A 13,890-nucleotide genomic window follows, 5' to 3' on the forward strand; every position below is an offset into this window, starting at 1 on the left:
GGTCGGCCCCAGCGGCCGTTCCCGGCGCCGCATCGCGTTGTCCCTCGTCAGGGGACATCCTGACTGGCGCGTCACTGACGGCGTCTTGCGACCTCACCTCCCCAGTCAACCATGCGCCCTTGACCGAGCGGGCATGGGGCAGCCGAGTAATGATCACAGTTCCTCTCGTCGCAGGGCGCGGTCAATGCGCAGGACCAGCTCCCCGGCCGTGCAGCCGGTTCTCCACCCGCTCCAGGATGTCGAAATAGCGGGTCGGTGCGATGCGCGCCAAGGCGTCGATCAGGTAGGCGTCCGGCCCGATCAGGATGCGCGCCTTGCCGGCCTCCACGCCCTTGTGAATGGCCTCCGCCGCCTTCTCCGGCGTCGTCATGGCCATGGAGTCGAATTCCTGGGCGTACTCCGCCTGAGTACGGCCCTTGCCTTCGGGGTCCTGGCGGAAGCGTGCGTTCCACGCGATGTTGGTGCGGATTCCGCCGGGATGGACGTTGACCGCGTGGACTCCGGTTCCGCGCAGCTCCTGGCGGAGCGCGTCGGTGAAGCCGCGCACAGCGAACTTCGACGCGCAGTAGGCGCTGTGGGACGGCACGCCGGTCAGGCCGTACACGCTCGACGTGTTGACGATCACCCCCTTGTCCTGCGCGAGAAGAAGGGGGAGAAAGGCTCGCGTGCCGTTGACGACCCCGCCGAGGTTGATGCTCATCACCCAGTCGTGGTCCTCGGGCGGCATTTCGGCGACCGGCGCCGCGGTCGCCACGCCGGCGTTGTTGAAGACGGCGCCGAGGCGGCCCGGCATCCAGTCCCCGACCTCGGCGGCGAATTCGGCCTGGGCGGCGGCGTCGCGGACGTCCATCACCCGCGCGAACACTGGTCCCCGCAGGGTCACCTCGGTCTCCTTGAGGCCCCGCTGATCGATGTCGGTGATCGCCACGGCGCAGCCGTAGGCGGACAGCCGCTGGGCGAGGCTGCGGCCGATGCCCGAGGCGGCGCCGCTGATGACCACGGTGCTTCCGCTGATCCTTCTACGCTGTGATCTCGGCATCGCCGCTCTCCTGCTCCGAAGGTGCCGTCATCTGGTCCGGAGGCGTCGTCACCGGGGCCGTGCGGCCGGCCCGGCGCGCGTTGGCGTCGATGAGGTCGATGATCCGCGGCCACGCTCCGCGCGGCAGGTCGTGTCCCATTCCGGTGATCGTCTCCATCTTGGCTCCGGGGATCGCCCGGGCCGTCGCCCTGCCGCCGGTCGGGTGCACCATCGGGTCCCGGTCACCGTGGACGACGAGCGTGGGGGCCTGGATGCCGGCCAGCTCGCCGGTCCGGTCGCGGCTGGCGAAGATCGCGGTCAGCTGCCGGGCCACCCCTTCGGACGTCGGGTCCCGGTCCCAGGCGCGCCCGGTCGCATCGCGGATCGCGGCCTCGTCGAACGGAAATCCGTACGAGCCGATGTGGCGGTACATGCCCACTTCCTGGTCCATCGCCTCGGCGCGGTTCCTGGGCGCCGGTTTGAGCATGCGCAGCCACGTGCTCAGCGCCGGGCGGCCGATCTTCGGCGCGCCGGTGGTCGACATGACCGAGGTGAGCGATCGCACCCGCCGCGGAGCATGTGCCGCCAGGGTCTGGCCGATCATTCCGCCCATCGAGACACCGACGACGTGCGCCGAGCCGAGACCGAGCGCGTCGAGCAAGCCCATGGCATCGCGTGCCATGTCGCCGAGGTGGTACTGGCGTGGTCCGCCGCGCCCGCGGAACATCGCGATCGGGTTGGGCGGCGGGTAGGTCATGTGCGTCGAACGCCCCGCGTCGCGGTTGTCGAACCGCACGACGGCATAGCCGCGTCCGGCAAGTTCCGCACAGAACTCATCGGGCCATGAGTGCAGTTGCTGGCCCAGACCGGCGATCAGCAGAAGTGGCTCGCCGGCCGGATCACCGATGCGTTCGTAACAAAGAGTGATGCCGCGTCCGACGTCGGCGAAGCGCTCGGACGGAGGAGTCGCCGTGTCCGACGGAGGAGTCGCCTTGTCGGACGGAGGAGTCGCCGTGTCGCTCACGGTGCACCGGCCGCGGTCAGGGCTTGTTCGCCAAGCGTGCCCTTCGGTGTTCTTTGGTGGACGACCAGGCGTCCGCCTTCGGCCGGGGCGATGGCCACGCCGCGCCAATGCGCTCGCTCCGGCCGCGCGTACGTCGTGCCGATTTCGAATTCACGCAGGATCGTCCGCAGAGCGACGTTCAATTCCATGGTGGCGAACGCGGCGCCGATACAGCGGCGCGTTCCGCCTCCGAACGGCACCCACGAAGAGTTTTCCGGTTTCGCGCCTACAAACCGATCCGGGTTGAAGGATGCGGCATCGGGAAACACCGAGTCGTCGTTCTGTACGCGGTCGATATGGACCATGATGCTGTGGCCGTGGGGAATCATCCATTCGCCCAGTGTGTAAGTCGGGGCCTTGACCGCACGCTCGGTGGTGTCGATGACCGGCCGGGTGCGTTGCACCTCCAGAATCGTCGCCTGGCGCAGTTCCGAACCGCCGGCATCCGCCTCCTCGGCGAGGCGGTAAAGGAGGGATGGGTGGCGACGGATCCGCTCGAAGGCCCACGCGAGTGTGGTCGCCGTGGTTTCGTGACCGGCGGCCAGCAGTGTCAGGAGCTCGTCGGCCAGGTGCTGCCGTGTGATCGGCTCGCCGTCCTCATACCGCGCCTGGACCAGCAGCGACAGGACGTCCGGGCGGTCCTCCAGATCGGGATCGCTCTTCGCCTTTTCGATCAGCGTGTCGACGATCTCGTCGAAACGGCGGCGGTGGGCCCGGTACCGGCCGCCGGGGCTCCACGGCCCGAGGTCGGGCCGCAGGAACGGGATTCCCATGAGCTTGGAGCCCAGGTCCACCAGGCGCGGGAGGAGCTCGCGGAGCTGCTCGAACTCGGCTCCCTCGGCTCCGAAGACGGCGCGCAGGATGATGTTGAGGGTGACGCGCATCATCGGGGTCAGGGTCTCGAACTCCTCCCCGGCCCGCCATGTCTCGATCTCGCGCATCACCTCCTCTTCCATGATGGTCTCGTACGCCTGCAGCCGCCGCCCGTGCAGGGGCGGGACCAGGAGCTTGCGCCGGCGATGGTGTTCGGCGCCGTCCAGTGCGAACAGCGAGCCGGACCCGAGAACGACGCCCAGGTTGAAATCGTGGAGACCGACGATCTCGGGTTTGGCCTGGAACACCTGCTTGATCAGCTTCGGCTCGCTGATGACCACCGTCGGGCCGAGAAACGGCAGGTTGAGGGTGAAGGACGCGCCGTAGACCCGGTGCAGCAGCCGCATCGTCGACTGACGCCACATGACGAAGGCGAGCCCTTGCGCGATCTTCGGTAGCCGGGGTCCAGGCGGTAGCGACACCGCCGTGTTCTTACTTGCGGTCACGGCCCGCACCTTTCGTTGGTACAGCTCGGTACCACGGCACGGTACACGCAAGTACCACACCCTGCAAGACTGCGTTAATGTGCATTGAATCCCATCGAGCTCGAACGGTACAGACGGGTACCACATTCCGGTACATGCGCGTACCATGAGGCTCCGTCGCCGCGCGGCGGCGCCGCCAGGCGCTCAGGAACAGGAGTACGACATGGCCGAACACCTCGACGTGATCATTGTGGGCGCGGGCCTGTCCGGCATCGGAGCAGCATGCCATCTACGGCGGAATTGCCCCGGAAAATCGGTAGCGATCCTTGAGGCGCGCGGCGCCGTGGGCGGGACCTGGGACCTGTTCCGGTATCCCGGCGTGCGGTCGGACTCGGACATGTTCACGCTGGGATATTCGTTCCGGTCGTGGACCGAAGGCGACGCCATCGCGGACGGGCCGAGCATCCTGCGTTACATCGAGGACACCGCCCGGGAGTTCGGCGTCGCCAAGGACATCCGGCTCGAACACCGTGTCGTCACTGCGAGCTGGGACAGCGACACCGCGCGTTGGACCGTCACGGCCCACCGCGCCGACACCGGAGAGGACGTGACGCTCACGTCCGCCTACCTGTGGATGTGCACCGGCTACTACCGTTACGACGCGGGCTTCGACCCGGGCTTCCCGGGGACGGACCAGTTCCGTGGTCAGATCGTCCATCCGCAGCACTGGCCGGACGATCTGGACTACGCCGGCAAACGGGTCGTCGTGATCGGAAGCGGCGCCACCGCGGTCACCCTCGTACCCTCGATGGCCACGACGGCCAGCCACGTCACGATGCTCCAGCGGTCCCCGACCTACATCGTGGCGGCCCCCAGGCAGGACCCCATCGCGACCGTCCTGCGCCGGCGGCTGCCGGCGTCCACCGCGCACTCGGTGGTCAGGTGGAAGAACGCACTGCTCGACCTGGCGATCTACCGGCTGAGCCGCCGCCGCCCGAAGTTGATGAAGGCGTTCGTGCTGCGGCACACCAGAAAGCGGCTGCCCAGCGGCTACGACGTCGACAGGCACTTCACGCCGACGTACAACCCCTGGGATCAGCGAATGTGCCTCGTGCCCGACGGTGACCTCTTCGCCACGATCCGCGCCGGCAAGGCATCCGTCGTCACCGACGTGATCAGCACCTTCACACCGGACGGAATCCGCCTGGCATCGGGACGCGAGCTCACCGCCGACGTCGTGATCACTGCCACAGGCCTCACCATGCTCGCGCTGGGCGGCGCCGAGATCTCCGTGGACGGCCGTCCGGTCGAGGTCGGCTCCACGGTGTCCTACAAGGGCATGATGTTGTCCGGGGTCCCCAACCTCATCTGGACGCTCGGATACACCAACGCCTCCTGGACGCTCAAGGCGGACCTCGTCGCCCGGTACACCTGCCGCCTGATCAACCACATGGACGCGGGCGGCTACGCCTCGGTGACCCCGGCGCCACCGGCGAACGGGGCGCTCGCTCCCCTGATCGACCTCAACTCCGGCTACGTGCGGCGCAGCATCGACGCCTTTCCCAAGCAGGGTGACACCGTGCCGTGGCGCCTGCACCAGAACTACATCCGCGACCGGCGCCTGCTCACCCGCGGACCGGTCGACGACCACGTCACCTTCACCGCCCGCCCGGCAACGGGCCGTAAGCGGGAACCGGCCACGAAGGCGTCGCCGTGACCCGGCACGCACGGACCACCGCGGGAGCCGGATCGCCTTCGTCAACCTCGCACCGCGGAAGCCGCTGGTCGGTCGTCGCCGCCTTCACCGTCGTGGCGGCGGCGAACCAGCTGGTGTGGCTGACCTACGCGCCCGTCACCACCGTCACCGCCGGCCACTTCGGTGTATCGGAGGCGGCGGTCGGATGGCTGGCCAACATGTTCCCGCTCTGGTACGTCCTGCTGGCGATTCCCGCCGGGCGGCTCCTCGACCGCTGGTTCAAGCCCGGTCTCGCGGCCGGCGCGCTGCTCACCGCAGGCGGAGCCGCACTGAGGCTGGCGGGCGACTCCTATGAGTGGGCGCTCGCCGGGCAGATCATCGTTTCGATCGGACAGCCGCTGGTGCTCAACGCGATTCCCATGGTCGCCCGCAACCATCTTGCCGAGAAGGACCGCGCGGGCGGGATCGCCCTGGCGAGCGCGGGGACCTTCGCCGGCATGGTCGCGGCCTTCCTGCTCGGCGCCGCGCTGCCGGACGCCGAGCAGCTCACCCTCCTGGTCGGCCTCGGTGCCGGGGTCGCCTGTGCCGCGGCCCTCGCCCTGCTGGTCGCACTCAGACACCCGTTGCGCACATCCGGCTCACCGCCGGGCGGGCAGCGGGTCTCGGTACGCGCCACACTCGCCGACCCCTTCATCCGGCGGCTTTGCCTCCTCGTCTTCTTCCCGTTCGGGATCTTCGACGCGATCATGACCTTTGCTCAGCCGCTGCTCGAACCCGCAGGTGTTCGTGCGGACGTCGCGAGCGTCATGCTGCTCCTCACTGTGCTCGCCGGTGTCGTCTCCTGTGCGTTCGTCCCCGTTGTGGCGGCACGCCGCCGGCGGGAACGCCAGATCTTGGTCGCCGGCCTCGTCGTGGCCGCCATGGGCTGCCTGCTGCTCGCGGTCGCACCTTCGGTGCCCACCGGCTTCGTCAGCCTGATGCTCATCGGATTCGTGCTGCTGCCGTCCCTTCCCATCGTCCTGGAACTGCTGGGACGGCGCGCCGGAGAGGCCGAGGGCACAGCCTCGGGCCTGGTCTGGCTCACCGGGAACATCGGCGGCTTCATGATCCCGGCCGCCGTCGGGCTCTTCGTCCACGAGCCGACGATCGCGTTCCTCATCTGCGGCGCCGGCGCGCTTGTCGCCGTGCCGCTCCTGCGCGGTCTCAGTACTCCCACGGTGGTCGACACTCCGGCACCACAAACGGCCTGACCTGTGCACGCATCGCCTGAATTGATACGCCAGACCGAACGTTGGTTCGTCCGTCGTGGCACGCCCACGATGATCGACGGATACGGCTTCGCCACGCACATACTCCCCAGGATGATCCCGTCGCTGGCATTCGTGGCCCTCGCCAGCCTGGCCTGGTTCGTGCCGCTCAGGACCGCCGGTTCAGCACGCTGGATGCTGCTCGGCGCCGTGCTCGCGGCAGCGGCGGCCATACGGCTGATCATCCGCGTGCTCGTCCCCCGGCTGCCCCGCTTCTCACCAACGACCACCGCCGCCATCCTCATCGCCTACGCCGCGATGCCCATCACCGTGCCCTTGCTGCAACTGGCCGTCGACGGGACCGTCACCCTGCCTGGAAGCCGCTGGGTCGGGGTGCTCGGGTTCGTCATCTTCTTCGCCACCGCCTTCGCCGCCATGCTCCTGGTCACCACGTACGGCATCGTCACGCTCGTGCGCCGGGCGGTCCGGCGCACGTTCTCCGACATGCGCAACAGCATGCAACTGCTGGGCCGGGCGCTGCCCGCACTGTTGTTCGTCACGCTCTTCCTGTTCTTCACCGGCGAGCTGTGGCAGGCCATGAACCGCCTGCCCTGGTGGCGAGTCGGACTGGTCGTCGGGCTGTTCGCCGCGGTCACCACGCTCGCCGCCGCTGTCCGGCTACGAGAAGAGATCGGCCGGGTCGAGCAGGATCTGAGCCCGCACCGGCTGGCATCGGCGTGCAGCCGAACACCCTTGGCCGACGTGCCGATCGAACACCTGACGCGCGACGGTCCCCTGCGCGCGGTCCCGCTCAACGGACGCCAGGTACGAAACCTGCTGCTGATGCTCGCCACCCGCCAGCTCGTTCAGGCAGCGGTCGTCGGCCTGGCGCTGTTCACGTTCTTCCTCGTCCTGGGCCTGCTCGTGGTCACACCCCAGACGGCGGAGCAGTGGATAGGCACCAGACCGGTGCGGACCATCCTGCTGCCGGAGATACCGGTCGCGATGCTGCGCACCGCCACGCTCTTCGCCGGCTTCGGCAGCATGTACTTCGCGGTCACCTCGATGAGCGACGCCGACCACCGGCGGCGGTTCTTCGCACCGATCATCGACAGGATCGAGCGCACACTCGCGGTACGCGCCGTCTACCTCGCAATACAAGTCGAGCGCGACGCGGCTGAGGTTCACCGATGATGCTGAACTTCTCTGAGCTGGAGGCTGGGTCCTACGGCGCGCGCGGACGACTCTGCGCTTCTACAGGTCGCGGCGTAGGAAGGCTATTGCGGCTAGGCCGAGTACGAGGCCGGTCCAGAGGCAGGTCCAGGCCAGGTAGGTGGTGGTGAGCGGGGCCTGGCTCAGGAACGGGAAGTCGCCGAATGAGGGGAAGTACAGCAGCACGGTTGGGTCCTGGAATCCGCGCATGGCCCCGCGCCAAAGGCCGTCGGTCGGCAGGAGCATCCGGGAGACGGCGCCTACCCGGGCCATGCCCTGGTTGTCGAGAGCTTGGCCGACGCCGCCGACCACACCCGCGATCCAGGTGGCGCCGAAGAGGCCGACCGCTACGATGCCCGATGCCATCGGCGAGGTGATGGTGGACAGGAGTAGAGCGAGGGTGAGCAGCACGGTGGTCTGGGCCGCCAGGAGCGCCAGACCGGTCACCGGCTGGGGTGGCCAGTATCCCGTGGTGGCCCAGACGATGACGAGCTGGGTGAGCCCGGCCATGGCTATGAAGCCGCTGCCGAAGGTCACCAGCCCCAGCCATTTGCCGAGCAGCACCGCCGAGCGGCGGACCGGCCGCGCCAGCATCGCCAGTGCCGTCCCTGACTCGATCTCGCCGGCCATGGTGGGGCCGGCGAGGAACGCCGTGCCAAGGGCGGCGATCAGGCTCAGGCCGAACATCACCAGGTTGAGCACCTGGGAGGTTGCCAGCCGGGCTTCTCCGGTGGTGAGCGTGCCGAAGTTCGCGTTGAGCCGGGAGAATCCCCAGGCGCTGAGCGCGAGCAGGACGATCGTCATCACGGCGAGCGAGCGCAACACGCGCCGGCGGGCGGCCTCCTGGAGGGTGAGGGCGGCGACGGTGAGCACAGTCCGGGCGGTCCGGGCGGTCCTGGCGTTCCGGGTGGTCCGGGTGGTCATCGCGGTCATCGGCGGTCCCCTCCGGGATCAACACGCAGAATGTCGAGCAGTCGTTCCTCAAGGCTGATCCGTCCGGGCTCGACGGCGTGCACGCGCACTCCGAGTGCGACCAGATCGGCCACCAGATCGGGCACGGTGGTGGTGTCCTCGTCGGCGGGCAGCGCGATGGTGAACGAGTTTCCGCTGCTGGTGACGCGGCCGGCGGCGTCAAGCCGTGCCTGTGCTTCCGTGCCCACCCCGTCCAGCCGCAGCCGCAGCTCGCGCTGGCCGAGCAGCTCGGCCAGGGTGCCGGATGCGGCGACCTTGCCCTTGTCCAGGATGACGACGCGATCACAGACCCGCTCCACCTCGCCGATGAGGTGCGAGTTGAGCAGAACGGTGACCTGGCGGGATTTGAGGGTCAGCAGCAGGTCTCGCACATCGGCCCGCCCGATCGGGTCCAGGGCGCTGGTGGGTTCGTCCAGGACGACGAGCTCTGGGCGGGCCACCAGCGCGACGGCCAGGCCGAGGCGCTGCTGCATGCCCTTGGAGAAGCCGCCCACCCGGTCGCCGGCGCGGTCGGCGAGGCCGACGGTGGCCAGGCACTCGCGTCGTTCTCCGGCCGGCACCGCGACGCCCGCGAGCCGGACGTGCAGGGCCAGCACCTCGGCGGCGGTGAGCCAGGGCTGGTACCGGAAGAGCTCCGGCAGGTAGCCGACGCGGGCCCGGGCTTCCGGGTCCCGTGCCGGCTGGCCGAGCAGCAGCACGTTCCCCGCGTCCGGGCGGACCAGACCGAGCAGGATCTTGATGACGGTGGTCTTGCCCGCTCCGTTCGGGCCAAGGAGGCCGACCACCTCGCCGCGGCCGACGGTGAAGGACACGTCGTCGACCGCGATCTGGCGCCGGTACCGTTTGCGCAGGCCCGAGCACCACACCGCCGGTGCGGGAGGCAGCTCCGCGAGCAGCTGCTCGGTGGCCTCGGCGGGGCGGGGGGTCACCGGCCCCACCGCAGCCCGCGGGCCACCGACAGCACCTCGCCGGCGCTCAGCGAACCCGCCACCGCGGTGACGACACCGTCGTTCACCCAGACCACCCCCGCCATCGCGCCGTCCCGCGAGCTGAGCACCGTGGCCGCCACTCCCCCGACGTCCGCGGACGAAGTCGTCAGTCTCTCGGCCGCCACGAACAAGGGCAGCGTCGTCCCCGCGCCAGAGAAACCGCGCAGCTGCGACGCGACGTTCTCGGGCAGGTTGGGCAGGGACAGCAGGTAATCGCGGGCCGTCTCGAACGGGACGCCCGAGGAGTGCACGGTGGGCGCGACCGCGCGGACCACGATCAGCGCCGGTACGGGGCGGCCCTGCGTCCAGACCGCAGCGAGGCCGGGGCCGGCGCCCAGCCGGAACCGGCTGCCGTCGAGGCCGGGGGGTGGTGGCGGCGCTGTCCCGCCGGCCGCCGCGACGGTCCGCGCGGTCTTCTCGACCGAGAAGGTGAACACGCCGCTCACCTGGCCGCTGGCCCGGTACGTGGGTTCCCCCGTCACACCGCGGGGCAGCCTGCTGACCTGTGGGACGGAGAGACCCGTGGCCCTCTGCGCCGCGTTGGCGTCGGCGACCTGGCGCAAGTCGACCTTCGCGGTCACCTCCAGCTCGCCAAACTCGGACAACTCGGGCAGTTTCACCAAGTCGGCCCGGGGTGCGGTGACCGGGGTGACCTTCTCGGTACGGAAGATCTGCAGCCAATCCGCAGCGGCCGCGACACTGGCCCCGCCCAGGATGGCGACGACCCCGAATATGGCGACCACCGGACTGCGCAGCTTCGCGCGCCATCGGCCGGCGGGGGTCGCCGTGGCGGCCGGGCGCCGTTCCTCGACGGCGACCGCGCCTGCCAGGCGTTGCCACCCCCCGTCCACATCCGCGGTGAACGCGGTCTCCAGCGCCGCCCCGGCGAACGCCGCGTCCTCCTGGGCGGCCGCCAGTCCGGACAGGCACGTCACGCATCCCCCGACGTGCTCGCGATCGGCGTCGGCGACTCCGGCCGGCTCGTCCAGGAGCCGGCGCAGCGTGCCGTCACTCGGATGACGCATGACGGTTCAACTCCTTGCGCAAAGCGGACTCGGCGCGTCGCACGGTGGTGCCCACGCTGCCGGGGGAAAGGTCAAGAGCGGCGGCGACCTCGGCGTAACTGAGGCCGCTGTGCCGCAGGACGAGGGCCACGGCCTGCCTGCGGGGAAGCCGGGCCAGCGCCGCCCGCACGCGGCGGCGCTCGTCGAGGGTCACGACGGCGTCGGCGATATCCGGGGAGATGGCGCCGCTGCTGTCGGCGGCCTCTTCCCGCGTAGCGCGGCGACGGCCGGAGCGCAGATGATTCAGCGCGGTGTGCGCCGCGGCGACCGACAACCATCGCACCGCCTCGCCGGTCGGCACCGAGGAGCGCGCGAACGTCAGGAACACCTCTTGAGCCACGTCCTCGGCCTCGTCCCGCGAACCGAGCACGCGGGCGGCGACGGCGACGACCCGCGGATAGGCCGTGCGAAAGACCTGTTCGAGGTCGGATCGGACGGCTCCTCGCCCCAGCGGACTCGACACCACCTCGCCGTCCTTCCGCTCGGCTCGCCTGACCACCGCGCCGCGTCCCTCACCTGCCAGGACGGCCGGCAACGCGGCGGCCGGCGCGCTCACACCATGTCTTACAAGGTCCACACCTGTAGAGCACCGCCGAAGCCCCACATGTGACAGTGAACAGTTGTGCGAGTGGCGTCCTGTACGCCACTGGGCGATGGGGAGCATTTCCTACAGATAGCGGAGCCAGAGGTAGGGGGCGGCAAGAGCGACCGTCACGACGGTGACCACGAGGCCGTATTTAGTGAATTGCCAGAAAGTGATGGGGTGGCCGTTGCGGGCGGCGATGCCGAGGACCACCACGTTGGCGCTGGCGCCGACGGCGGTGGCGTTGCCGCCCAGGTCGGCGCCGAGCGCGAGCGCCCACCAGAGGACCTGGGCGTGGTCGTTTCCGCCGTTCTGTTGCACGAGGTCACCGACGATGGGGCTCATGGTGGCGACGTAGGGGATGTTGTCGATGATGGCCGACAGCCCGGCGGAGGCGCCCAGGAGGAGCATGGTGGCGAAGCCGAGGCGGCCTTCGGTGGCGTCGGCGGCGGCGTTGGAGACGTCGCCGATGACTCCGGTTTCGACCAGGCCGCCGACCATGACGAACAGCCCGGCGAAGAAGACCAGGGTGGGCCATTCGACTTCGTCCAGTGCCTGCTCGGTGGTGACCTTGGTGGCGGCGACCAGCAGGCCGGCACCCAGGAGGGCGACGATGGAGGGCTCGTAGTGCAGCACGGGGTGCAGGACGAACGCGGCGACCACCACGCCCAGCACCCCCAGTCCTTGGAACAGGAGCCGGGTGTCGGTGATCGCCTCGCGTTCCTCCAGCGCCATGACTTCCGCTACGCGTTCGGGGTCATAGGTGAAGGCCGAACGGAACAGCAGGCGGCACATCAGGCAGAACACCACCATGAGCACCACCACGAGGGGGGCCAGGTGGATGAGGAAGTCGTTGAAGGACAGGTTGCCGCGGCTGGCGATGATGATGTTGGGCGGATCGCCGACCAGGGTGGCGGTGCCGCCGATGTTGGACGCCATCACCTCGGCGATCAGGTAGGGGGCGACCTGGAGGGCGAGCCGTTCACACACCAGGAACGTGACGGGCGCGATGAGCAGCACGGTGGTCACGTTGTCCAGCAGCGCCGAGGCCGAGGCGGTGATGACCACCAGCATCAGCATCAGCCGGTACGGCTTGCCGCGAGCACGTTTGGCAGCCCAGATCGCCGTGAACTCGAAGACGCCGGTCTGCCGCAGCACCGACACGATCACCATCATTCCCAGGAGCAGGAAGATGACGTTCCAGTCGATCCCGCTCTCCTCGGAGAAGAAGGCGGCCTCGGCGTCGGTGATGTGGAAGAGCAACATCAGGGCCGCGCCGCCCAGCGCCACCTTGGTCCGGGCGATCTTCTCGGACGCGATGAGCACGTAGGCGAAGGCGAAGATCGTGATCGCTACGGCGGCCAAGGAGCCTCCTGTCGAAGGGGATGAGCGGAATGACGCCGACGAGACTTCCCGGCACGCCTAACTTCCCGGGCACACCTGTCCCTACGGTAATGAAGCAATCACTCAGAGTCCTTGTCGGGAGTGGTCACCGCGGTGGTCCCGGGACGGCGTACGAGTGTGCGGGCCTTGCCGTACCACGCGGGCACCTCGCTCTCCTCGTCGAACCCGCGAGCCACGACGACATCGGTCGAGGAGTGCGCCAGGATCGACAACACGATGGTCACCGCGACCAGGTGGAAGATCTCGTCGGCTGCCGGAATCCCTGATTGGAGCACCAGGAGCCCGTACACCACCGAGGCGAAGCCCTTGGGCCCGAACCACATGACCGCGCCGACCTCGCGGGCGGTCAGCCCCGACCGCAGGAACGACATCCAGATCGCCAGCGGCCTGGCCAGCACGAGGGCAAGGACGGCGAACACCCAGCCGGTCCATGACACCTCGCCCAGGAAGGCCGGGGACAGCAACGCGCCGAAGACCAGCAGCGCCGCCAGCTTGAGCAACTCGGCGACCAGCTCTCCGAACTCCTCGAACGCCTTGCTGTGCTCATCGCCGATGGAGGCCACCGTGATGCCGGCGGCGAAGGCGGCCAGGAAGAGGTTGCCATGGGTCGCCTTGCCCAAGGCGAGGACCAGGAGCCCGATCGCCACCGCGTTCAGGGGCTGGTACTTGGGTGCGATGGCGAACAGCCGGGTGCGCTCCAGCATGATCGCCGCCCAGGGCACCGTCACGCCGATCACCAGGCCCAGCGCCAGCTCACTGCCCAGCTCACCGAGGTGCAGGTCGTCACTGCCCTTGGCGATGGCCAGGAACAGCACCACGAACGGCAAGATCAACCCGTCGTTGACGCCCGACTCGACGTTCAGCAGATGCCGCAGCCGTGGTGGCACGCGGTCGTTGCCGACCAGGGCCGCGGCGAAGACGGGGTCGGTCGGCGTAAGGATCGCCGCGACCAGCAGTGACTCGATCAGCCCCAGACCGGCGACATAGTAGGCGAGCAGCGCGGTGACACCCAGGGTCAGCGGCAGGCCCCAGCCCAACGCCCGCCCCGGCAGGCGCCAGGCGGCCCGCAGGTCCTTCCAGCCGGCGTGCATGCCGTCGGTGAACAACACCGCGAACAGCGCCAGCTCGGCCAGACCGGCCACGATCGGGTCCCCTGGACTCAGCGACACCGTGCCGGACACGCCATCACCCAGCAGGAACCCGCCGATCAGGAACAACGCCGCCGTCGACAGCATGGTGCGGTTGGCAAGGCTGGAGACCAGCACGGCAAGCAACAACAATGCCGCGAACGCGAGAAGAAGCGGGGTCATGGCGGCCTTCTGGGTCGGCTGAACAGGACATGCC

12 protein-coding genes are annotated in these 13,890 nt (G+C 69.2%); 3 read left to right on the forward strand and 9 right to left on the reverse strand.

Annotated elements, in window-relative coordinates:
* Positions 1-181 precede the first annotated feature (181 nt).
* The 3 genes from ACH34W_RS14665 to ACH34W_RS14675 are packed head-to-tail and all read right to left on the reverse strand — an operon-like array spanning position 182 to position 3,526.
* Positions 182-1,039, reverse strand: a complete 858-nt coding sequence (locus ACH34W_RS14665) for an SDR family NAD(P)-dependent oxidoreductase (protein ID WP_395961400.1) — start codon at positions 1,037-1,039, stop codon at positions 182-184.
* Entirely contained in the window at positions 1,020-2,042 is a 1,023-nt protein-coding gene (locus tag ACH34W_RS14670; protein WP_395961401.1) for an alpha/beta fold hydrolase, read from the reverse strand. Before ACH34W_RS14670 ends, ACH34W_RS14665 begins: the two co-directional genes overlap by 20 nt.
* Entirely contained in the window at positions 2,039-3,526 is a 1,488-nt protein-coding gene (locus ACH34W_RS14675) for a cytochrome P450 (protein ID WP_395961402.1), read from the reverse strand. Before ACH34W_RS14675 ends, ACH34W_RS14670 begins: the two co-directional genes overlap by 4 nt.
* Before the next feature lie 19 nt (positions 3,527-3,545).
* Here ACH34W_RS14675 and ACH34W_RS14680 point away from each other — a divergent pair, with 19 nt between their 5' ends.
* The 3 genes from ACH34W_RS14680 to ACH34W_RS14690 all read left to right on the forward strand — a co-directional run bounded on the left by ACH34W_RS14680 (position 3,546) and on the right by ACH34W_RS14690 (position 7,516).
* The gene (locus ACH34W_RS14680; protein ID WP_395961403.1) at positions 3,546-5,096 is read left to right on the forward strand and encodes a flavin-containing monooxygenase; all 1,551 of its coding nucleotides are present in this window, start codon (positions 3,546-3,548) and stop codon (positions 5,094-5,096) included.
* Positions 5,093-6,325 carry an MFS transporter gene (locus ACH34W_RS14685; protein WP_395961404.1) on the forward strand — a complete coding sequence of 411 codons (1,233 nt, stop codon included), beginning with the start codon at positions 5,093-5,095 and terminating at the stop codon, positions 6,323-6,325. The genes ACH34W_RS14680 and ACH34W_RS14685 overlap by 4 nt, the downstream gene beginning before the upstream one ends.
* Before the next feature lie 111 nt (positions 6,326-6,436).
* Positions 6,437-7,516 (forward strand): hypothetical protein, encoded by a 1,080-nt coding sequence (locus tag ACH34W_RS14690; protein WP_395961405.1) that lies wholly within the window; start codon positions 6,437-6,439, stop codon positions 7,514-7,516.
* A 60-nt stretch (positions 7,517-7,576) separates the two neighbouring features.
* Here ACH34W_RS14690 and ACH34W_RS14695 read toward each other — a convergent pair whose 3' ends face one another.
* The 6 genes from ACH34W_RS14695 to ACH34W_RS14720 all read right to left on the reverse strand — a co-directional run bounded on the left by ACH34W_RS14695 (position 7,577) and on the right by ACH34W_RS14720 (position 13,856).
* On the reverse strand, positions 7,577-8,467 hold the full coding sequence (locus ACH34W_RS14695; protein ID WP_395961406.1) for an ABC transporter permease: 891 nt from the start codon (positions 8,465-8,467) through the stop codon (positions 7,577-7,579).
* Complete coding sequence (locus ACH34W_RS14700; RefSeq protein ID WP_395961407.1) at positions 8,464-9,435, reverse strand: ABC transporter ATP-binding protein; 972 nt, start codon at positions 9,433-9,435, stop codon at positions 8,464-8,466. The genes ACH34W_RS14695 and ACH34W_RS14700 overlap by 4 nt, the downstream gene beginning before the upstream one ends.
* Entirely contained in the window at positions 9,432-10,520 is a 1,089-nt protein-coding gene (locus tag ACH34W_RS14705) for a hypothetical protein (protein ID WP_395961408.1), read from the reverse strand. Before ACH34W_RS14705 ends, ACH34W_RS14700 begins: the two co-directional genes overlap by 4 nt.
* Entirely contained in the window at positions 10,504-11,115 is a 612-nt protein-coding gene (locus ACH34W_RS14710) for a sigma-70 family RNA polymerase sigma factor (RefSeq protein WP_395961409.1), read from the reverse strand. Before ACH34W_RS14710 ends, ACH34W_RS14705 begins: the two co-directional genes overlap by 17 nt.
* A 111-nt stretch (positions 11,116-11,226) precedes the next feature.
* Complete coding sequence (locus ACH34W_RS14715) at positions 11,227-12,507, reverse strand: ArsB/NhaD family transporter (protein ID WP_395961410.1); 1,281 nt, start codon at positions 12,505-12,507, stop codon at positions 11,227-11,229.
* Positions 12,508-12,605: 98 nt separating this feature from the next.
* Positions 12,606-13,856, reverse strand: a complete 1,251-nt coding sequence (locus ACH34W_RS14720) for a cation:proton antiporter (RefSeq protein WP_395961411.1) — start codon at positions 13,854-13,856, stop codon at positions 12,606-12,608.
* Between the last annotated feature and the right edge of the window lie 34 nt (positions 13,857-13,890).

Source organism: Actinomadura sp. 6N118, from assembly GCF_044326415.1.
Classification (GTDB): Bacteria; Actinomycetota; Actinomycetes; order Streptosporangiales; family Streptosporangiaceae; genus Spirillospora.

Excerpts from the sequence above, each read along its gene's own strand:
- ACH34W_RS14665 (WP_395961400.1), bottom strand. The coding sequence starts at position 1,039 with ATGCCGAGATCACAGCGTAGAAGGATCAGCGGAAGCACCGTGGTCATC.
- ACH34W_RS14705 (WP_395961408.1), bottom strand. The coding sequence starts at position 10,520 with ATGCGTCATCCGAGTGACGGCACGCTGCGCCGGCTCCTGGACGAGCCG.
- ACH34W_RS14720 (WP_395961411.1), bottom strand. The coding sequence starts at position 13,856 with ATGACCCCGCTTCTTCTCGCGTTCGCGGCATTGTTGTTGCTTGCCGTG.
- ACH34W_RS14680 (WP_395961403.1), top strand. The coding sequence starts at position 3,546 with ATGAGGCTCCGTCGCCGCGCGGCGGCGCCGCCAGGCGCTCAGGAACAG.
- ACH34W_RS14690 (WP_395961405.1), top strand. The coding sequence starts at position 6,437 with ATGATCCCGTCGCTGGCATTCGTGGCCCTCGCCAGCCTGGCCTGGTTC.
- ACH34W_RS14695 (WP_395961406.1), bottom strand. The coding sequence starts at position 8,467 with ATGACCGCGATGACCACCCGGACCACCCGGAACGCCAGGACCGCCCGG.
- ACH34W_RS14675 (WP_395961402.1), bottom strand. The coding sequence starts at position 3,526 with ATGTGGTACCCGTCTGTACCGTTCGAGCTCGATGGGATTCAATGCACA.